Annotated in this window: 15 protein-coding genes, 1 riboswitch and 1 other annotated feature; of the genes, 10 read left to right on the top strand and 5 right to left on the bottom strand. The window is 47.7% G+C overall.

Features of this window, described 5'->3' with window-relative positions; translation table 11 throughout:
• Nucleotides 1-556 precede the first annotated feature (556 nt).
• Nucleotides 557-1,705 carry a S8 family peptidase gene (locus KCTCHS21_RS02365; RefSeq protein ID WP_232058049.1) on the top strand — a complete coding sequence of 383 codons (1,149 nt, stop codon included), beginning with the start codon at nucleotides 557-559 and terminating at the stop codon, nucleotides 1,703-1,705.
• Between the two features lie 2 nt (nucleotides 1,706-1,707).
• Here KCTCHS21_RS02365 and argS (KCTCHS21_RS02360) read toward each other — a convergent pair whose 3' ends face one another.
• On the bottom strand, nucleotides 1,708-3,384 hold the full coding sequence (gene argS / locus KCTCHS21_RS02360; protein WP_130604952.1) for an arginine--tRNA ligase: 1,677 nt from the start codon (nucleotides 3,382-3,384) through the stop codon (nucleotides 1,708-1,710).
• Complete coding sequence (locus KCTCHS21_RS02355; RefSeq protein ID WP_157993923.1) at nucleotides 3,381-3,803, bottom strand: YwiB family protein; 423 nt, start codon at nucleotides 3,801-3,803, stop codon at nucleotides 3,381-3,383. Before KCTCHS21_RS02355 ends, argS (KCTCHS21_RS02360) begins: the two co-directional genes overlap by 4 nt.
• 123 nt (nucleotides 3,804-3,926) lie before the next feature.
• Nucleotides 3,927-4,141: a binding site (T-box leader), on the top strand.
• 41 nt (nucleotides 4,142-4,182) lie between these two features.
• Between KCTCHS21_RS02355 and argS (KCTCHS21_RS02350) the strand changes: the two genes are divergently transcribed.
• Complete coding sequence (gene argS, locus KCTCHS21_RS02350) at nucleotides 4,183-5,883, top strand: arginine--tRNA ligase (RefSeq protein ID WP_130604950.1); 1,701 nt, start codon at nucleotides 4,183-4,185, stop codon at nucleotides 5,881-5,883.
• An 89-nt stretch (nucleotides 5,884-5,972) separates the two neighbouring features.
• Here argS (KCTCHS21_RS02350) and speB read toward each other — a convergent pair whose 3' ends face one another.
• Complete coding sequence (gene speB, locus KCTCHS21_RS02345; protein WP_130604949.1) at nucleotides 5,973-6,845, bottom strand: agmatinase; 873 nt, start codon at nucleotides 6,843-6,845, stop codon at nucleotides 5,973-5,975.
• Between the two features lie 225 nt (nucleotides 6,846-7,070).
• On the opposite strand from speB, the gene KCTCHS21_RS02340 reads away from it, so the two are divergent.
• Complete coding sequence (locus KCTCHS21_RS02340) at nucleotides 7,071-9,119, top strand: transglycosylase domain-containing protein (RefSeq protein WP_130604948.1); 2,049 nt, start codon at nucleotides 7,071-7,073, stop codon at nucleotides 9,117-9,119.
• A 681-nt stretch (nucleotides 9,120-9,800) separates the two neighbouring features.
• Here KCTCHS21_RS02340 and KCTCHS21_RS02335 read toward each other — a convergent pair.
• Nucleotides 9,801-10,640 (bottom strand): helix-turn-helix transcriptional regulator, encoded by an 840-nt coding sequence (locus KCTCHS21_RS02335; RefSeq protein ID WP_130604947.1) that lies wholly within the window; start codon nucleotides 10,638-10,640, stop codon nucleotides 9,801-9,803.
• Between the two features lie 274 nt (nucleotides 10,641-10,914).
• On the opposite strand from KCTCHS21_RS02335, the gene KCTCHS21_RS02330 reads away from it, so the two are divergent.
• The 3 genes from KCTCHS21_RS02330 to KCTCHS21_RS02320 are packed head-to-tail and all read left to right on the top strand — an operon-like array spanning nucleotide 10,915 to nucleotide 13,832.
• Nucleotides 10,915-11,805, top strand: a complete 891-nt coding sequence (locus tag KCTCHS21_RS02330; protein ID WP_157993922.1) for an alcohol dehydrogenase catalytic domain-containing protein — start codon at nucleotides 10,915-10,917, stop codon at nucleotides 11,803-11,805.
• A gap of 1 nt (nucleotide 11,806) precedes the next feature.
• Nucleotides 11,807-12,790, top strand: coding sequence for an alcohol dehydrogenase catalytic domain-containing protein (locus tag KCTCHS21_RS02325; RefSeq protein WP_130604945.1), 984 nt, complete (start codon nucleotides 11,807-11,809; stop codon nucleotides 12,788-12,790).
• A 40-nt stretch (nucleotides 12,791-12,830) separates the two neighbouring features.
• The gene (locus KCTCHS21_RS02320; RefSeq protein ID WP_130604944.1) at nucleotides 12,831-13,832 is read left to right on the top strand and encodes an SGNH/GDSL hydrolase family protein; all 1,002 of its coding nucleotides are present in this window, start codon (nucleotides 12,831-12,833) and stop codon (nucleotides 13,830-13,832) included.
• Nucleotides 13,833-13,917: 85 nt separating this feature from the next.
• Here KCTCHS21_RS02320 and KCTCHS21_RS02315 read toward each other — a convergent pair whose 3' ends face one another.
• Nucleotides 13,918-14,421: a YwhD family protein gene (locus KCTCHS21_RS02315; RefSeq protein WP_130604943.1), complete on the bottom strand. Its 504-nt coding sequence runs from the start codon at nucleotides 14,419-14,421 to the stop codon at nucleotides 13,918-13,920.
• 236 nt (nucleotides 14,422-14,657) lie between these two features.
• Between KCTCHS21_RS02315 and KCTCHS21_RS02310 the strand changes: the two genes are divergently transcribed.
• From KCTCHS21_RS02310 to KCTCHS21_RS02295, 4 genes are all read left to right on the top strand, one after another.
• Entirely contained in the window at nucleotides 14,658-16,751 is a 2,094-nt protein-coding gene (locus KCTCHS21_RS02310) for a HelD family protein (protein ID WP_130604942.1), read from the top strand.
• 73 nt (nucleotides 16,752-16,824) lie between these two features.
• The gene (locus KCTCHS21_RS02305; RefSeq protein ID WP_130604941.1) at nucleotides 16,825-18,819 is read left to right on the top strand and encodes a M1 family metallopeptidase; all 1,995 of its coding nucleotides are present in this window, start codon (nucleotides 16,825-16,827) and stop codon (nucleotides 18,817-18,819) included.
• A gap of 12 nt (nucleotides 18,820-18,831) precedes the next feature.
• Complete coding sequence (locus KCTCHS21_RS02300; RefSeq protein WP_130604940.1) at nucleotides 18,832-19,647, top strand: hypothetical protein; 816 nt, start codon at nucleotides 18,832-18,834, stop codon at nucleotides 19,645-19,647.
• A gap of 209 nt (nucleotides 19,648-19,856) precedes the next feature.
• A riboswitch (cyclic di-AMP (ydaO/yuaA leader) is annotated at nucleotides 19,857-19,996 on the top strand.
• Nucleotides 19,997-20,000: 4 nt separating this feature from the next.
• Nucleotides 20,001-20,504: a C40 family peptidase gene (locus KCTCHS21_RS02295; RefSeq protein ID WP_232058047.1), complete on the top strand. Its 504-nt coding sequence runs from the start codon at nucleotides 20,001-20,003 to the stop codon at nucleotides 20,502-20,504.
• Nucleotides 20,505-20,827 lie beyond the last annotated feature (323 nt).

Below are 20,827 nucleotides of genomic sequence, written 5' to 3'. Positions count from 1 at the left end.
ACCAAGCTTAACAGCTTTGCCGTCAATGTTAACGATTGCGTACGGCACGAGCACCGATGGCGATCATCTCACTTTGGACGGGTATACATTAAGCTCAGGTGACTCAAAGAAAGTTAAGCAGATAGCGTAACCTTCTTGAATCGCCGGTAAAAACCTTCACGTTTGATTTGTCAACCTTTAGTAAACCGTATTTTGCCTAAAAATGCAAGTCGCAGAAACAGACTTTTACGATTTTATACTAATTTTATCATTTCCGAATAACCGAAAAAGCGAAGGCGTGTCCTCAGTGGACAACACCTTCGCTTTTCGACTGTATCCCTTCCCGGCCACTCCGCGGGCGGAGGAACCGGCATGACCAAGAGTCTCGCCGGGAAACTCTCCATCCATCCTATGTCAGAAGCACAGAAATGACACGGAACGCCGCCTATTTCCTGCCAAAAAAGGCCACATTCCCAAGCTTTTATTATCCTCTGTTCATACAGTAGAGAACACGGCAGAAAGGGAGCATGAACTCGCGCTCACTTGGACTGCACATTCATCGGGGAGGGAAGTCGCATTGGATGCAAGCGATATCGTGGAGTGGCTCCAGAGTTCCCCCTACTCTGCAGAGGAGCCAAGCCGAAGAGGCATACTCCGTTTCTCAAATCCCGATGATTACGAACAATTCCTGCTGACGATGCAAGCTAAACAAGCTAATTGCTCTGATTTGCAGAAACGTCCGATCATCCGTCACTTAGACCTAATTCAGGCAATATCCCTTCCTGCTGAGCCACGGGACTTACCCCCGTCATTAAACGGCAGACTGTTATGGGAGGAGGATATACCTGTGCGCGTTCACGCCTTACCCAAAGGCTCTGTCGTTACAGAGAAGGGAATACCATGGGGAGTAAAGCATATACAAGCTCCTCAGGTTTGGAACCGCACAACAGGACATCGCGTTAAAGTCGGCGTTATTGATACAGGGGTCGACTTCACTCATCCTGATTTACGACATTCCCTAGAGCGAGGCATTAACCTGCTGCATCGAATGGCTCTGCCCCAAGACGACAATGGACACGGAACCCATATTTCTGGCACAATCGCGGCGGCAAATGAGCTGCAAGGAATGATCGGCGTTGCGCCTCGCGCTTTAATCCATCCCATCAAAGCATTCGACCACAATGGGACAGCATTCGTATCTGACATTATTCTCGGTATTGAGTGGTGCGTTCACAATCAGATGGATGTCGTTAATATGAGCTTTGGCATGAAAACCAAAAGTAGATCTCTGCTTAACGCTGTAAACAATGCCTATCGCTCAGGCATATTAATCGTTGCTTCATCAGGTAATGACGGCAGCATAGGAACGATTGATTATCCGGCTCATTACACTAAGACTATTGCAGTAGGCGCAACTAACCAACAAAGTCGGATTGCATCCTTTACCAATCGAAGCAGTCTCATAGATATCTATGCCCCCGGTGACCGCATCGTTTCTGCGTGGTTAAGGGGCAAGCATCGCGAGATGAGCGGCACCTCTATGGCAACCTCCCATGTTACTGGAGCTATAGCCCTGCTACTATCTCTTAAGCCTGGTTTGACGCCTGGACAAATCAAATCCATCATCAAAAGGTCTGCCAAGCCTTTGCGAAATAGCAGAAAAGCCCCCCGAATGGCCGGGGAGCTTAACGTGAAGCGTATGATTAAAGCTGCAGATCTTCTCTGAAATTACATTTTATCTGGTGCTGATACCCCTACAAGGGCAAGCGTATTAGCAAGGGTGATCTGAAGTGCGGCCAGCAATTGCAGTCTAGCTTGGCTCTGCTCTACATCTTCAGTGATAACCCGCTCCGCCTTGTAATAGCTATGGAACAGAGAGGCTAGCTCGTAAACATATCGAATAATGGTATGTGGTGCATATATGCGAGCTGCTTCTGCTATCGTCTCTGGCAGCTCACCTATTTTCCTCAATAGATCGAATTCCTGCTCAGTGACGAGCTTGGATATTGTCGCGTCCTGCCATGGCCGTATAACAATTCCTTGCTCCTCCGCTTGACGGAAAATGCTACAAATACGTGCGTGCGCATATTGAACATAGAACACGGGGTTTTCATTGGACTTCGACACCGCGAGATCCATATCGAAATCTAGATGGGAATCCATACTCCGCATAGTGAAGAAGTAACGGATGGCATCGACACCAACCTCATCCATGAGATCCTCCATCGTTACCGCCTTACCCGTCCGCTTGGACATCTTAACCTTCTCACCATTTTGGAACAGACTAACCATCTGCGCAATAAGCACGGTGAGCTTTTCTGGGTCGTTGCCTAGTGCAGCCATAGCCGCTTTCATCCGGGGAATGTAGCCGTGATGGTCTGCGCCCCAAATATTAATCATCTCATCATAACCCTGCGCATATTTCCCCATATGATACGCAGCATCTGGTGTCAGATAAGTGTAGCTTCCGTCATTTTTCACGAGAACCCTATCTTTATCATCGCCAAAGGTCGTAGAGGACAGCCAAACTGCACCATCTAGCTCATAGACGTGACCTTGGGCCTTCAACGCATCCAGCACAACGGTTACTTGATTATTCTCATATAACGAGCTTTCGCTGTACCATTCGTCGAATTGAACGTTAAAGCGCGCTAAATCGCGTTTGATTTTCGCCAATTCCTTCTCAAGTCCATATGTCCGGAAGTAATCAAAGCGTTCCTCGTCACTCAAGCTGAGTAGGCGATCGCCTTCCTGCTCCGCCAATTGCTTGGCAAATCCGACAATATCCTCACCATGATAGCCGTCCTCCGGCATCTCAACTGCCTGTCCCAACGCTTGGCGATACCGAGCCTCTATAGACTTAGCAAGATTATTGACTTGGTTGCCCGCATCATTAATGTAATATTCGCGTGTAACATCACAGCCCGCTGCCGAGAGTACGTTGCATAGTGCATCCCCTACTGCCGCTCCCCGGGCATGACCTAGATGCAGACTTCCTGTCGGATTTGCACTTACGAACTCTACCTGAACCTTCTTACCTTGTTTAGTAGCGGCGTTCCCATATTGTTTACCTTGAGTTAATACCTCACCAATGATGGGATACAAATAGCTCTTGTCTAGTCGAAAATTAATAAATCCTGGTCCCGCAATTTCAGCGGACTGAATGGACGCTCGTCCAGTGCCCAGCTTTTCAATAATAGCCTCTGCGATTTGCCGAGGATTTTTCTTAGCGATCTTCGTCAATTGCATAGCTAGATTAGTCGCTAGATCTCCGTGTGTTTTGTCTTTCGGCACTTCCAATGTAATGGTTGGGAGCTCATCCTTCGTCGCTACGAGTCCCGCTTCCAAAGTTGCGTCCGCAAGTGCCTCTTTAACGGCAACCTGCAATTGTTCTAATATACTCATCCTGCTTGTTCCTCCTGAATATCGAGTCGGACATGAAAGCTACCGACTTCTTGATCTTGCATGAGCAAGTCGTATTTCCATTCAATAACGCCCCCGGAATCCGATAGTTCTATTTCCAGAAGTGACGTTAAAGCTTCTACATCATGAGAACCATATGGGGTTTCCATCTTACCCGGTAGGGTAGCTCCCTCACGAAAGCTCTGCTCTAGGAAAATGGTTCCTCGTCTCCTGAGCCGTATTTCATTCTCGTGGACGAAAAGGGTGTTAATCGTTTCAATCCCATTCTCGTCAGGCGGCTCCCGATAAATAAGCGTCCATCCCGAGCGAAGCTTGTATAGCTCTCCTGATAGGATGGATTGCTGCGCGCCTTCCTGCTGCCAGCTTTGGAAGCTAACGGTCACGCTTCGTTTGTCCGGCATTTTCTCATCTCCCACAATCCCTTTACTCTTGTTATAACTATATACAGATCGGTTGGTCAATTCAAATGATGATTTTGTTTGTTGCATAGAAATAGAAGAGATGGCTATAATGAATGAAATAATTAAAAGACGATGAACGAGAGAGTAGCTCATAAAATCCGGAATTCAGCGAGTCGGGTAGGTGGAAGCCGACAACGGGTTATGGGTGAAGCGCACTCGGGAGTTGGCTTCCTGAACATGAAGTAGGGAAGCCCGGCCTTATGCCGTTAACCCTATGAGTGGATTCCCTATGGGAATACCAATAGAGTGGTACCACGGAATCATCCTCCGTCTCTTACGAGACGGGGGATTTTTATATTTTCAAGGAGGTTTGTACATTATGCTCATTAATATCGCTGCTCAGCTTATCGCACCGCATGTTGGTCTATCCCCATCTGAGCTGTCTCCTAGGCTAGAATATCCTCCACAGAAGGAAATGGGCGACGTTTCATTGCCTTGCTTTACATTTGCTCGGGAGCTTAAACAATCTCCTCAGAAGATTGCTGGAGAGATTGCTGAACGGATTAATGCCAGCCAAACCGATATTGTTGCCTCGGCTACAGGCGGTTATTTGAACCTTAACTTCAAATCTGTGAAATTAAAAAGCGATATTGCTTCAGCCGCAAGCCAAGTGAACTATGGCCACTCGAGCATCGGGATGGGTAAACGTGTCGTCGTCGATATGTCATCCCCCAATATCGCCAAGCCGTTCGGTATTGGACACCTGCGCTCTACCATGATCGGCAATGCCTTAGTTAATATTTATCGTGCGACCGGGCATGAGGTCATTAACGTCAATCACCTGGGGGATTGGGGTACTCAGTTCGGCAAGCTGATTGTCGCATATCAAAGATGGGGCACGCAGGATGCACTCGAACGAGAGCCTATTAAAGAAAGCTTGCGGCTATACGTGAAGTTCCATGAGGAAACAGAAAATCATCAGGAACTTGAAGATGAAGCCCGCGAGGCCTTCGTAAAGCTAGAGCAGGGCGATCCAGAAACGCTCGATCTGTGGCGGTTTTTCGTCGATGAAAGCATGAAAGAATTTCGCCGCGTGTACGCTCGCTTGGACGTGTCTTTCGACCATTTCACTGGTGAGAGCTTCTATAACGATAAAATAGATCCGGTCGTTCACCAGCTTCGGGAGCTCTCTTTACTAGAAGAAGATGAGGGAGCACAGATTGTACGTCTGGATGATCAAGGACTTCCACCTTGCCTCATCCTTAAGAAAGACGGGTCCACCATTTACGCAGTTCGTGATCTGGCTACCGCCCTATATCGGAAGCAGGCTTTGCATGCTGACATTGTTCTGTATGTCGTCGGCTCGGAACAAAGTCTCCATTTCCAACAAGTATTCAGTGTGCTACACAAGATGGGCTTTGATTGGGCTGGACAATATCAGCATGTCCCATTCGGGCTTATGACCGTTAATGGAAAGAAAATGTCCACTCGCAAAGGGAAGGTCGTTTTCCTTGAAGAGGTTCTGGATGAGGCCGTTCAACGAGCGTTACAGATCATTAACGAGAAAAACTCAGAGCTGCCCAATAAAGAGCAGGTTGCAGAAGCAGTCGGGGTTGGCGCTATTATCTTCGGGGATCTGAAGCATCATCGCCAGCTATCCGTAGATTTCAATCTGGAGGATGCCGTCAGCTTTGACGGAGAGACGGGACCTTATCTTCAATACACCCATGCACGTATATGTACTTTGCTCAGGAGAGGGAATTATGACGTTTTAAGCGGTAAATATTCCATAGACGGTTCTCACCTGTCATCAGAATCGTCGTGGGAATGCTTAAAGACGTTATCGCGCTACGAATCTGTACTGCAGGAAGCAGTTAAAGAAAATGAACCCTTCTCCGTGGCAAGATTTCTACTGGACCTGGCCAAAGACTTCAATCGCTTCTACAATTCCGGTAAAATCATCACCGACGACGCAGATGAAGCTGAGATTCTATCCAAATTAAGCTTAGCCGCAGCTGTAGCAAACGTCTTAAAGCATGGGCTTAGCTTGCTAGGGATCAAAGCTCCAGAGGAAATGTAACCATAGTGGATCTATATAAATAATAAATAGCCTCTGAACCCCCGCATTATGCGCGGTGCTCAGAGGCTATTTTCAATAGAGATATCCGATTACTTCACAAATCCTAGCAGCATTTCCCGAATGATCTTCGAAGCGACGATAGGTGTCATCTCTGTAGGATCATAAATGGGAGCAACCTCGACTAGATCGAAGCCGACAACATTTACTCCAGAACGAGCAATCGCATGAACAGCCTCAAGCAGCTCCTTCGAGGTAATGCCTCCAGCTTCAGTTGTGCCCGTTCCCGGAGCGGCTGATGGGTCAAGAACGTCAATATCAATCGTCACGTAAACAGGACGACCTTCGAGCGAAGGTAGCTCCCGCTTCAATGGCTCAGCCACCTCGAACGGATGGAAATGAATGCCCGATTGCTGAGCATATGTCCAATCTTCCTTCGATCCAGAACGAATACCGAATTGGTATATATTCGTAGGACCCATCAGCTCCGCCGCTTTACGCAACGGGGTGGAGTGGGAAAGCGGCTCACCCTCATAATCCTCACGCAGATCGGTGTGGGCATCGAAATGGATAATAGCGAGATCCGGATACTTCTTGTACACCTCTTGAATAACCGGCCAGCTAACAAGGTGCTCCCCACCAAGTCCGACAGGAATCTTGTCGTCAGCGAGCACACCACGAACGAAATCTGCGATAATATCAAGGCTCTTCGCTGCATTACCGAATGGCAGCATTAGATCACCAGCATCGAAGTAAGCCAGATCAACGATACTACGGTCGAGATAAGGGCTATATTCTTCTAACCCAACGGAAGCTTCACGAATTCTACCAGGGCCGAATCGAGAGCCTGGGCGAAAGGATACCGTATAATCCATAGGCATTCCATAAATAACAGCTTTGGAAGCTGCATAATCATCTGAGCTACATATAAACACGTTGCCGGAGTACGCTTGATTTAATCGCATGATGAATCCCCTTTTGTCATAGTTACGACCTTGCCACCAGTATAATCTCCGCCAGCTGTCGACCTTATTTCGTCAAATCCTCAATTACCGACTATATTGTACCAAAAAGCAACCTTTAATTTCTACTTAACAATGTAGATTCATTATTGAAGGAATAGCCATTGGGTTCCTTTTCCATACTAAAGAGGCAACTATTCCCTCCTAGAATACAAAGGGGCTGACCTCATGGACGAAACAACAAGCAAAGTAAAGCCTATCCCATCCAAATGGACAAAGATAAGACGTAGACTTGGCTGGATGACGCTGCTTGCCTTACTGGCATTTACCATTACGGGAAGCTTGCTGCTTCAGTATGCCCCTCTCCCTGTGGGAGCAACAATGCAATCTACACAAATTCTCGATGCAGACGGACAAGTTCTAGCCACTCTACAGGGTGGAGTAAATCGGCAAATCGTTAAGCTCTCTAATATTTCCCCATGGCTCGTCAAGGCAACGCTGGCCGTCGAGGATCGCCGCTTTTACGAGCATGCAGGTGTAGATTTACACGGGCTTGCACGAGCGGCATGGATTGATATTAGACATATGTCCAAGCAGGAAGGTGCAAGCACATTAACCCAACAGCTTGCTCGCAACCTTTATCTTTCCCATGCCAGAACTTGGACACGTAAGCTAAAGGAAGCTTGGTACGCAGCACGACTAGAGCGAGCTTATTCTAAAGATGAAATTCTAGAGCTCTATTTGAATCAAATCTACTATGGTCATGGAGCCTACGGCGCAGAAGCCGCCTCCAGGTTATATTTTGATAAGCCAGCAAAGGAGCTCACCCTTGCAGAGAGCGCCCTATTAGCCGGGATCCCTAAGGGTCCCCGATATTATTCTCCACATCTTCATCTAGCTAATTCGCAAGCTAGACAGCACAAGGTGCTTCAAGCGATGCAGGACACCGACCAAATAACGAAGGAGCAGGCTGCGAGCGCCGCCACTCAGCGTCTGAGCATCCGCCCTCTGCCTGAGGAGGAGGATAGATCAGCTCCTTATTTCGTCGATTATGTCAAAAAAGTTGCTCTTGATCAGCTAGGGATGGACGAGCGGATTATGAATGAGGAAGGTCTGATTATTCGCACAACACTTAATGCGCATATGCAGGAAATAGCAGAGAACACGGTAAAAAAGGGACTTCAAGGCGGTAACCCTGAGCTTCAAACAGCACTAATCGCCATTGACCCTCGCAACGGTTACATTAAAGCTATGGTTGGTGGGCGAAATTACCGCAGTAATCAGTTTAATCGTGTATTCGCAAATACTCGTCAGCCTGGCTCTTCCTTTAAACCTATCATGTACGCATCTGCTTTAGAGAAGCATTCTGTCACTCCGGCAACTAGATATCGCAGTGAGCCTACCTATTTTTATTACGATAACGACCGCAAGATTTATCGACCGAGAAACTATAATGACCATTACTTCAATGGTGAAATCAGTATGCGTCAGGCTATTGCCACTTCTGACAATATTTTTGCTGTCAACACGATTATGCAGGTCGGGCCAGAAAGTGTAATCTCCATGGCACGCAAGCTCGGCATAAAAGCTCCATTGAAATCAGTGCCCTCTCTGGCTTTAGGAACTTTTCCCGTGAGCCCTTTTGAGATGGCATCTGCTTTCTCTGTCTTCGCTAACGAGGGGCGCAGGGCAGAACCCATTGCGATAACAAGTATTCAAGACCACAATGGAAAGCTGTTATATGAGGCCCACCCCCATCTGGTAGAAGTACTGAGTCCAGCTCTATCGTACGTAACGACAAAGCTAATGGAGAGCGTGTTTGACCGAGGAGGTACAGGACACCGTGTAGAACATATGCTCAAACGACCGGTTGCGGGTAAGACGGGAACTACAGATTCGGACGCTTGGTTCGTTGGCTATACACCTGATCTGACAACTGCAGTGTGGGTCGGGTATGACCGGGGTAGAGCTATTACTTCGAGTGAAGCTCACCGTGCAGCGCCTATATTCGCTCAATTTACGCAAGCTGCTCTCGAGGGGTCTCCCCCGCTTCTATTCCCTGTTCCAGAAGGCGCTGTTAGCGTAAATATTGATCCCACTACTGGCCTGCTCGCTTCACCGGAATGCCCCAATTCGGTGCTCGAAACCTTCTTAGCAGGGACAGAACCGACAGAAACATGCTCTTTACACGGTTCTGAAAAGAAGGGCTTGGAGGATAGCGGTGAGGGAACAGGTCACTCCCTCTGGTCACGGTTCCGCCGGTGGGTGGGCAGGTAATTGAGGAGGAAGGACTTGGGCGGAGCTTGTCTCTGCCTAAGTCCTTTTTTTGCAGATTGTAAGTGCGAGGGGAGGACGGCACTCTCACTGTCACTATTCTAGACCGGGGCACCTTTGCTACTGAGTTGCGCGGCTTCTCCTACTAAATTCCTCCACTGGGGTGCGTTTGCGACCGAGTTGCGCGGCTTCTCCTACTAACTTCCTCCACTGGGGTGCGTTTGCTACTGAGTTATGCGGTACCTCCTACTAATTACCTCTACTGAGGCGCGTTTACGACTGAGTTGCGCGGCTTCTCCTACTAACTTCCTCCACTGGGGCGCGTTTACGACTGATTTGCGCGGCTTCTCCTACTAACTTCCTCCACTGGGGCACCTTTGCGACTGAGTTGCGCGGCTTCTCCTACTAACTTCCTCCACTGGGCGCGTTTACGACTGAGTTGCGCGGCTTCTCCTACTAACTTCCTCCACTGGGGCACCTTTGCGACTAAGTTGCGCGGCTTCTCCTACTAACTTCCTCCACTGGGGTGCGTTTGCGACTGAGTTGCGCGGTACCTCCTACTAACTACCTCTACTGGGGTGCGTTCGTGACTGAATTGCGCGGCACCTCCTACTAATTACCTCCACCGGGGCGCGTTTACGACTGAGTTATGCGGCATCTCCGCTTAATTCCTACCTATTACCACTAATGTCCCTTCAACTGCTTGCGCCATTCAGCAGGGCTTTGTCCATACCTCGCTTTGAATAAGCGGGTAAAGTAATGTACACTCGTGAACCCTGTCTCTTGGATGATAGCGCTAATCGGCATATCGCTTCCAGACAAGTAGCTAGCGGCGGCTTTCAGACGAAGGTCTCGAAGGTACTCGAATGGCGTCATATTAACGTGCTTCTTAAATAACCGAACAAGATAAGAAGGATCGAGCGATACACATCCAGCAAGAGCTTCTAGCGTAATATTTTCCTTGTAACGCCAATCCATGTAATCGATCAACAAATCAACCGCGGCCCGGGACTTGTGCTTCACCTGATGCTTGCTTACGGAAATCTGGTTACTGGTTGCCTCTAGAAGATGTGCGATAAGCTTGTACATTTTACGGACTTCGAGCAGGCACACCTCTCCGAGGTTCGAATCTTGCAAAGCTTCACCTGTCGATTGAAGATGGTAGACGAAATCGAGAGATTGAACAATAGAAGAACCTAATACCGTTCTAGAATAAATATCCTTACGTATTTGCATGAAATTCCACTCATCCACTTGCTTCTCGCTAAAAGGAAAATCCTCCATCTCGACTAACTCCAGAAAACGATACTTAGCTTCTCCGTGCAGGCTCTCCAGCTCGTGTGGAGTCGAAGCAGAAAGAATAAATACGGCTGGCGCTTCCGCTTCACAAGCATTCCCCCGCCATTTAAATCTCACTTTCCCCCCAGTAATATAGAGAATTTCATGGCTCAACGTGTGCATTCCCCCGCCTGGCTTTTCTGCCGATCGTGACAAGGTTCCCGCACCACAATATCTAATCTTCATTGACCTCAGCCCTCCCACAACACAATGTCAATATTGTTCAACCTATGTATTATGAAAACCCCGAAATATCCAATAAAATAAGCGAAATTATATATAAATAAGGACTACAGCGTGCAAAGACGATTCCGCATCTCTATTGTACACTTAAACCAATCAATCCAGCACCATACTAGAAAAATGAAAGTAGGCGATTTCTATTAAAGCGCTACAGATTATTGGTGAAAACGCATTCCAAATTATTGATATCCCGTTAACCGACCCCCAAGAAGATCAAGTGACGGTTCGCATAGAAATTGTGTCCACATGCCCACGTTGGGATATTAGCATGATGGGCGGTAAAGACATGTTTGATGCGTCCAAGAAGCCGGACTATCCCCTGCTCCCTGGATTTCCAGGACACGAGATGGCAGGAACAGTAGTTGCGGTGGGCAGCAAGGTTCAATCCTTTAAGGTGGGGGATCGTGTAGCCGCATTAGAGCATCTCCTCGGAAATGGCGCTTATGCTGAATACCTAAATTACCGCACTCATGAGCTGATCAAGCTTCCCGATTCGGTGGAATGGAAACAAGCTGTATCCTTCGAGCTATTAAAATGCGTGTTGATTGGTTTGCTTCAATTCGGCGATATTACTGGCAAATCGATGCTCGTGTCTGGCCTTGGACCAGCTGGGATGCTCGCGATGCAAGCCGCTAGCCTGATGGGAGCTTCAAGCGTAACTGCCGTGGACATTAACCGTGAACGGATCGCTTACGTTAACAGCCTAGGAATAGGCTTGGCGAAGCATTCGGACGATGTTAAGGACGAGCGCTTTGACTTAGGCTACGATTGTGTTGGTGCAGCTGCTTCCGTACAAAGTCTGCTTGAAAAAGTAGATTCACACTTAGTTATCTTCGGTGTACTGAAAGGCGAGGTCCGTTATGGTGGGGACTTATGGTTTAAGGGGATTAAGCTAGAGTCCTATAAATACCGTAGCTTCGGGGAAAGCGATCAAGCCCTTCTCCTTGATCTCGTGGCTAACAAAGGCTTGAACACGGAATGCTTGCAAACGCACCATGTCCCTTTGTACCGTTATCAAGAAACGATCAAGCTATTGAATAAGCAAGAAGCTATCAAGGTCTATTCTTACCCCGCGACTGATTTCTCCGTTGCAGAGATTGGAGGCTAATATGAAAGCTCAAGCTGTCGTATTCACTGGCGTAAGACAGGTTCGCTTCATGGAGGTCGATGTCCCTGAACCAGGGGCCGAGGACGTTGTTATCGATCTTGAATATTCTTGGATCAGCAACGGAACGGAATCCTCTTTTCTATATGGAGAGAGAGTAACCGGAGAACAAGTCACTAGACCTGAAGATATCCTACCGTTTCCACAAGTCGCAGGCTACCAGAAGGTTGGAATTGTAAGAAGCGTAGGCGATGAGGTAAAAGGCTTAGTGCCAGGAGACCGAGTGTTCGCTTCCATTAGCAAAATAAACGGGATGATGTTCGACACAGGCGGTCATATCAATCCTTCTGTTACTCATAAGAGCCAAGTATGGAAGCTGCCTGAGAACTCTGATCCGATAGCTTATAGCGGTTTGGTGCTCACTCAGGTCGGCTACAATTGTGGCATTCGTCCTTCAGTGTCCCAAGGAGACGTTGCCGTCGTTATCGGAGATGGTATGGTTGGCCAATGGGCCGCACAGACTCTCGCATATCGAGGAGCGGAAGTGACGGTGCTCGGCAGGCATGACCAAAGATTAGCTTTGCTTCCACCTTCAATTCATCCCTATAACCTTAGACAGAACGACGTGTCCAATCTGATCGGTGATCGTACTGACATCGCGGTCGTTGTCGATACAGTTGGCGCCATGGATACGTTTCGTGAGCTGAAGCCTGCAATGAAGCTGGATAGCCACCTTGTATCAGCCGGTTTTCTAGGTACAACAGGGATGGTAGATATTCAAGAATTGCGTATGCAGGAAATGACGCTACATAGCCCATCGGGCTGGACAACACAGCGAATGGACGATACACTTGTTGGAATTCACGAAGGATGGCTACAAACTACACCTTTAATTACTCATAGATTCCAGGCAGAGGACGCAGAAAAAGCATGGCGTATGATCATGGACAAATCAGAATTTTTCCTTGGTGTCGTGCTCGAGTGGTAATCTAAAAATAACAATAAGCTTACAGGAGTGACCCCTACCGATGGCGAACAGGCAGACTGCAGAAGCGTTCGTGCTTATTAAAGAGGAAGCTTTGCCCTTACGATACCGTCCATTATCCGGCGAGCCGGTAGCCGTACGAAGCCTATCAAAATTCGATCATGTAGATCGTATCGATTATGTGGAAGGCAAAGACTATCTTATCGACTACGAGCTAGGCACGATACGCCGTGTGGAGGGAAGTCAAATTCCCGACGGAGCGCTCAATCCGTTGTACGGATTAATTGATTTCAACCACGAGCTCTTTGCTGATTTCAGTAACCGTGCCTACACAATATACGTCGACTACTCTACAGAATCTATTACAGGGAACAAAGGTTTGACCCCCATAGACTTAGAAAAATCGACTTTACTAAAAAGGTTGATCAGCAAGCTCAATTCGGGAGAAGAAGCCCTATATGTCGTTTATGGGGACAGCATTAGCGCGGGCGGGGAAGCCAGCGAGGAGTCCTTGACCTATTTTGGGAGAATCAAAAGCACTTTATTAGATTTGTATCCGCAAGCTAGCATCCGAATTGAGAATAAGTCAATCGGTGGTGAGGATACTCACGGCGGCGTAAGCCGTATAGACGAAGATGTCGTTCCTCTTATGCCTGACTTGGTTTCGATAGGGTATGGCATGAACGACCAGAATAAATTTCCGGAAGGCAATACAACTTCACTGGAAGACTTCGAAAAGAACCTTCGTTATATGATCGACACAATTCGGAAGGCTGGAGATAGTGACATTCTGCTCGTGACACCATGTGAGCCGAACCCTCTATGGCAGCATACGAGTGGTATGACTAACCATTATGCTAATGTCATTCGCCGATTGGGAGAAGAATATGGGATCGGCGTTGTTGACGCTCATGCCCAATGGATACTAGAGCTTGCTGCAGGCAAAACACCAGCAAGCTTGCTACTCAACAACATTAACCACCCCAATGATTACGGGCATTGGATCTACAGTAAAGCTTTTGTTCCTATGCTAAAGAAATCATAATAACAGAAAGACGATAGCTAAAAAGCCTTCAAAACCACAGCTCATTAAGTGTGGAATTGAAGGCTTTCTATGTATACATGGAACCTTATGCTAATAAATCCTTCAATGCTTGGGGAGAATGATTCCACCACTCTAAATTGTGCTCTTCCAACAGCTTACGAAGAGCTTCCTTCTCTACTGGTCCGATATTATCGAGCATATACTTACGTTTAAGTGAAGCGTCTAAACGGTTTACATGATCAGGAAGGATCTTCCACCCTCTACGAGCTTCGCTATCAATTAGCATCTCACAGGAAGTCGCACCTGCATAATAAGAGCCACCTTCATTACGATCGACAGCAACCCACACTATCCATGCTGGACGTCCGTTGGGCACGTTAGCTTTATCCGGGGAAAATTTAATTCCCTTCTCGATCTTACTTTTTGCGTGCATGGCTCCAACATCGATATATGCTTCTCCATTATCGATAATCACGCAAGCCACCTGGCTTAAATCAATCGAGCCTGCTCCAAACCCTTTATGCTCCTTGTTACTAACAACGTTAAGCGAGAGCTTCTTTTTCTCAACTGGTTTTTCCTGGTTATCCATGTTCATCCTCCTGCTTATACCGATAGATATGAAAAAACCGGGCTCTAGACCCCTAAAATCGAGATCATACCCGCTTCATCTTGCTTGCTTATAGATAAGAACGTATGTTCTACCAGTTTTAGGCAATCCTGTACTCAACATCATAACAAATCGGAAAACATAAGTCTATTGTTTTTTTCGAAAATGCTGCACAATAAGTGTAAAGTTATTATTTCGCACTAGGAGGCACCCTCAATATGGACTCTCAGCACCCCTTACACACAGAAGAGCAACTTAAGCTTCAGCATACCTTTCAGGAGATTGATCGGCAGCAGGCCAATGTAGGACCAATTTACAGAGGACAAGATTACGTAGAACAGCTGCTAGAGGAAAAACGGGAGGAAATCAGACAAAGACTGGCATTACTCGGAAATGAACCCTATTTCGGACGCCTCGATTATCAGGAAGAAGGTAAAGACGAGCCTCTCCCCCTGTATATCGGCAAGAGAGGCATGGATGACCCACAAACAAGTAAACCTCTTATTATCGATTGGAGAGCTCCGGTAGCGAGCCTTTTCTATTCCTTCACAGGCGGGGAAGCGCCAGTTACTTACGAGGCACCGGACGGGACGATTGAAGGTCAAATCTATCTCAAACGAAATCTATCTATTCGGGATAAAACATTGCAAAGGGTCGTGGATAGCTACGAGCGTGGAGGCGACAACATTGGGCTTAACGATGAGTTTCTTCTATATAAGCTCGGAGACAAGAAGGACAATCGGCTTCGGGACATTGTATCGACCATTCAAGCCGAGCAGGATCTCATTATTAGAGCCCCAAGGTACAAAGCTCTTATCATACAAGGAGCAGCCGGATCAGGTAAAACTACAGTCGCTTTACACCGGCTAGCCTTCCTTCTTTACCAGTATCAGCAGCAAATACGTGCGGAAAGAATGATTATTTTCGCTCCCAATACGATGTTCCTCGACTATATCTCTGGAGTGCTCCCTGAGCTTGGGGTAGGAAATGTTAAACAAACGACCTTCGCGGAGTGGGCATTGGATCGACTGGGTGGTACTGTCCGAATGGCAGAAGGGTCATCCGAAGGTAACCGTTGGTTTTCTCTAGAAGGAACAAGACCTACGATCGATGATGAGACCCCGGGCAGACTCAAGGGCTCGCTCGCATTCAAAAGCTTATTAGACGAAAAGCTTCAGAGCTTCGAAGAAAGCTTCCTAATAGACCAGCCTTTCGAGGCTTGGGAAGGTCGCATCTTGCCAAGCACGATGATACGTGAGTGGTTTGAAGTCGAGTATCGGCATTATCCTCTGGTCGCCCGCCGAGAACGGTTAACTGCAAGAATTAATCGTTGGCTGGAGATGCAGCTAACCAATATAGGTGACCCCAAAATACGTAAGGATAAGAGCAAGACTGGAAAGCAACGGCTGCGCTCATATATAAACAAGTTACCGAAAGCTGATGCGCTCACCTTTTACCAAGCGATATTTGCTCCAGGTGCTGAGAACCAACTACCGAAGAAGGTCGTTGATACTACTCGAGCTTATTTGAAAAAGGGATTTGCCCAACCAGAAGATTTAGCCGCGCTCGTGTGGATTCACTATAAGTTAAACGGAGCCGAGAATCTCGTTTTTGATCACGTCGTCGTTGATGAAGCCCAAGACGTCTCTCCTTTCCAGATCGCTTTGTTGAACACTTTTATGAACGAGCCTTCCTTCACTATTCTTGGCGATTTAGCGCAAGGGATTCATGCCTACCGGGGTGTTCAACGTTGGGAAGAGCTCTCTTCCATTTTTACTGATGATCAGAACTCGTACCATATTCTAAAGCAAAGCTACCGCTCTACGCTTGAAATAATTGAATTTGCCAACGGTATTTTGCCTCATACCGATACGGGGCTACCTCCGGCTGAGCCTGTGTTCCGTAGTGGAGAAGCTGTTGATGTTATCCAGTTAGAGCATGAGAAAGCTAGGCTCCCTTTTATCGACACCTTCATCAAGGACAATCAGGAACGCGGTATGCGCACAATTGCTATTATCGGCAGGACAGACGAGGAATGTGTTCGACTCCACGAGGAAATGGTGCAATTCGGCATTGAAGCTAATCTTATTTCCGAAGGTCAAGCCCAATATCGCGGAGGTATAACTATCGTGCCCGTCTATTTAGCTAAAGGACTTGAATTCGACGCTGTGCTGATAGCTGATGTGAATGAGCGGCAATATGCCTTAACTGCTCAGGATGCCAAGCTGCTATACGTCGGCTGCACCCGTGCACTCCACCGCTTAACGTTGCTTTATGAAGGGAAATTAACTGCTTTAGTCCAAACGGATTAAATTAGACAGATATAATCTGCGGACAACCCACATATATATCTCGTACATGCTTGTCAACGGGAGGGTTATCCGTATGCCTAAGCGCCGTTCGCTGCGAATGTTACTTTTCGTCGCTGCCGCTGCTGTACTAGTACTATCTGTTCGATTCGGGTTTGCCGACGCTTGGGTGGACCAATACGCGCTTCCTAGCAACGCTTTGTCCGAGCTGCCGGTTACAAGCACCCCCTCTGCCATTCAAGTACAATCCGATCCGGTTCCGGATGCTCCACAGATACCTCAGGCTGCCGTGCTTAGCAACCGGATAACCGAGTATCATATTTCCGTTTCCTTGGATGAGGGGGGCGGCGGTCTGACGGGAGAGCAAACCGTCACCTGGAAAAATCCCGGTCGGCAAACGATCTCTGAGCTTTATTTTCACCTGTATCCGAACGCCTTTGCACCTGGCAGCACTTTTATTAATGAGTCCAAGGGCCAATTGCGCGGGGACAAAATGAAAGCAGGCAGCAATGGGAGCATGGAAATCACTACTTTGACGACAGAGCAAGGCGAAACCCTTCTCCCCCGCCTTCATTATGTGCAACCGGACGATGGTAACAAGAAAGACCGTACGCTCGCGACTTTCCGACTTCCGGAACCGGTCAAGCCTGGCGCGTCCGTCACCCTGCGAATGAAATTTAAGGTTAAGCTACCTGATGTGTTCGCACGAATGGGCAAAGCAGGAGATTTCATCATGGCCGGTCAATGGTTTCCGAAAATAGCCGTGTACGAAACTTATGGCACGGGTAACCGGACAACTGAAGGCTGGAATTTACATCAATACCACGGTAATTCCGAATTTTATTCGGACTTCGGGATCTACAGCGTGCGCATCAATGTCCCAGCGGCATACAAGGTTGCAGCTACCGGTTTCCAGACGAAGGCGCCTGTTATTAATGGGGGACGTAAAATCTTTCAATTTTACGCCGATGATGTTCATGACTTCGCCTGGTCTGCATCTCCAAATTTCACATTTGTAGAGGATTCCTTCTCCTCTCCGGGAATACCCGGTGTTCGGATTAAGCTTTACCTCGACCCCCTTCATAAGGACATGCAGGATCGTTATATGCATGCCGCTAAATCTGCTTTAGCCAAGCTTGGAGAGTGGTACGGAGAATATCCTTATTCCACACTGTCTGTCATCGTTCCACCTGCTAGCGGCAATGGAGCCGGAGGCATGGAATATCCGACACTCGTTACCGCTGCTGCAGCCCAAACCGACAACCCAGGCTATGATCTTGAGCGCACACTCCTCCACGAAATTGCTCATCAATATTGGTATGGCTTAGTTGCCTCCAATGAATTCGAAGAGGCGTGGCTTGACGAAGGCTTCACCTCTTACACCGAGGATAAGCTAATGGCCAGTATCTATGGAGTACTACCCAATATTCCGATTGAAGCCAGCTATATGACCAACCCAGAGCCGCTTAATCAATTTTCATGGCGCTATCGCTCCTCAGAAGGATATGCCGAAAATGTCTATATTCGCGGTAAGCTCGTGCTTTCTTCCTTGGAGCGCCAAGTGGGTGATAAGACGATGAGTAAGATCATGCGGACTTATTTTCAAAAAAATAAATTTAAGCATCCTACCTCCGCGGACTTTAAGAAGGTCGTGGAAAGTGTTACAAAAACCAAGTGGGACGACTTCTTCCAGTCTTACATTCAGCAGGGGCAAATGACAGATTTCTCTGTTGATTCCATTACTGCACACAAGACCGCAAACGGTTATGAGAGCCAGGTGCTTCTAAGGCGTAACGGCGGCAGTGCTCAGCCCGTATTAGTCTTGTTTAAGTTCCAGGATGGTCAGACAATACGCAAAAAGTGGGATGGTGTGCAAAACCACGCGCAACTGCAACTAAGCTCCACCACACCTTTGGAGTATGTAGCCATCGATCCTAACCTTAATGTCGTCCTCGATAACCGCAGATACAACAACTATCTCAAGACCGAGGTTCCTAAGGAAGAACGCACACGCTTCGTAACCGGTATAACACAGATTATTGAAGGATTGTTCGGCACATTGGTGTGGTGAGGTGATTAGGGAATGCGTCGTTTATTAAAAAAGGGATGGGACATGGCTGTCCGGCATAAATATGTATTGGTTCTCCTTTTCCTGTATCGCTTACTGTGGGGGTTTTTCCTCTACCGGTTCGTCGATTCAGTCGTAACGCCCATCCTGGCACGTTATCCGGATGCGCATCCAAACTCCGACGCTGCCCATCTGTTCCTCATCGAAGCCCAATTTCGTCTTCTCAAGACCGACCTCGCTAACGAGGTTCTCTGGATGCTAGGCGGATTGCTTCTGATAAGGATGGTACTCACTCCTTTGTTCAATGCCGGTGTATATTACTCCTTTCATCACGCGGTGGAGGGTGAGGGAACAAGGGTATGGTTAGGAATCCGGAGCGTCTGGAAACCAGTAACCCTGCTTTATTGGCTGGAGAACGGGCTCATTCTACTTCCCGCCGTATGGCTGCTGCCACTAGCCAAAGACCGCTTTTTCTCAGAATCCTCCTTAACAGCTTGGCTTCAGGGACTGTTGCCCTATGCCGCAGCTTGGATGGCATTAGGGTTAAGCTTACACCTGCTGTTTCAATTCATGCAGTTCGGAGCGGCCTCTCGAGAAGGAATCTTTAAGGGTTTAGGAATAGCTCTTCGCCGGGCGTTCCCTCTAGTATGTATCACATTGATATTGCTCGGCATCGGTTTGGCAGTATCCGCCACGGCATGGGCCGTATCATTGCTCTGGTCTGGATTTCTCGCCGTAGTGCTGCATCAGGCTTTTCACTTCGCACGTTCATTACTAACACTGTGGATTTCTGCTTCACAGTATCAGGTCTGGTGTAAGACGGAGTCGTAAGTCTCTCGTCCCCTTCGACAATATTTTTACTGGGACATTCCCCGGTTGCGCCTATTAATGGCTGCAGCCGGGGTTTGGCGTTATTATCGGAGGTAAATTTATGAAGAGAAAGGGGGGTATTAATCCCTAGTTTTGGACTAAGATTAGGGAATTCTAATCTAGAAGATGCAGGAAATTCGTCATGATAACCGAATATATAAGTCTAAGTAATAAAAAAACTGCCGAGTTCCCGTCACTGGGAAACGGGGGAACCATCTAGTCGGGTGAATTGGCTTTGCTTCACAGGAGCCATAGGGGAACCTTCTACCGAACCCTCCAGCTAACCTCGTAGGCATCGGAAGGAGTCACCTGTTTTGCGCAAAGTTTCAGTGTTCATGTTTTCCCTTGCTCTACTTTTTTCTTTCCAGATAGGCAGCGCATTCGCCGACTCCAAGCTCGACAAATCTGTTGCACCCCTAATTGGAACTGATTATAAGTATGGTGGAACGACAACGAAGGGATTTGACTGCTCCGGCTTTACCGGTTATGTATTCAATGAACTTGGTCTCGACCTTCCTCGTACTTCTAAAGACATGTTCAATTGGGATGGGGGCAAGAAAGTAGCCCAGGAAGATCTTCGCGCTGGCGATCTCGTGTTTTTTAATACGAGTGGCAGCGGCGTATCTCATGTAGGCATTTATGTTGGTAACAACAAATTTGCTCATGCAGCTTCCAAAGGTGTAACCATCACCTCTCTTGATGAGAGCTACTACGCGAAACGCTATCTTGGCGCTCGTCGTGTGATGGACACAGAAACGTACAAGAAAGTAGCTACTGAGCCAGAAGCCGTCGAAGTAGCAGATGCTGCTAAATCGTAATCACTCTTTAGCAGTATTATGAGGGCCCGCCGATGCGGGCCTTCGTGGTTTTAAAGTGTGGTTTAACAACAGCCTGATCACTGCCTATGCCTCGCTATACTGTGCCTCTAGCTTCGTATTTCCTTAGATGCTCTAGACTCGCAATTTACGCCCTTTAACTAGCTAACTCCCTTATTTACAGACGCTTAGACAGCTTACGGCGACTTGCAAGGGCAGGCTGCGACCTGCAGCAGCTGGCAGCTCACCACTATCCGGGATTCCACCATTTAGACAATAGCCGCTCTCTGTACACCATTACCCGGCATTCCACAATTCAAACCACA

The sequence above is a fragment of the Cohnella abietis genome, assembly GCF_004295585.1.
Taxonomy (GTDB): Bacteria; Bacillota; Bacilli; order Paenibacillales; family Paenibacillaceae; genus Cohnella; species Cohnella abietis.
Note: the sequence above shows the minus strand (reverse complement) of the source record. Positions and strands in the feature narration are given on the sequence as shown.